Origin of the sequence: Actinoplanes rectilineatus, assembly GCF_000962825.1 — a bacterium.
GTDB lineage: Bacteria > Actinomycetota > Actinomycetes > Mycobacteriales > Micromonosporaceae > Actinoplanes > Actinoplanes rectilineatus.
The window spans coordinates 1-203 of record NZ_JZKF01000311.1 but is presented as its reverse complement, the minus strand read 5'-3'; the positions used below and the strand labels follow the sequence as shown (position 1 = coordinate 203).

Annotated in this window: 1 protein-coding gene; it reads right to left on the bottom strand. The window is 69.5% G+C overall.

Features of this window, described 5'->3' with window-relative positions:
• On the bottom strand, positions 1-203 hold a 203-nt coding region (locus WH85_RS46520; RefSeq protein ID WP_045748635.1), incomplete at both ends, for a sigma-70 family RNA polymerase sigma factor.

The following is a 203-nucleotide window of genomic DNA, read 5'->3' as shown; positions in this document are numbered from 1 at the left end:
AGGCGCAGTTCCTGCAGGCGGCGGGGCACCCGGACGGACCAGGTGCGGTCCCGGAAGTGGCGCTTGATCTCACCGATGATGGTGGGGATGGCGTAGCCGGCGAAGTCGACACCGCGCTCGGGGTCGAACTTGTCGACCGCCTTGATCAGGCCGACGGTGGCGGTCTGGACGAGGTCGTCGGTGGGCTCGCCGCGACCGGAGTA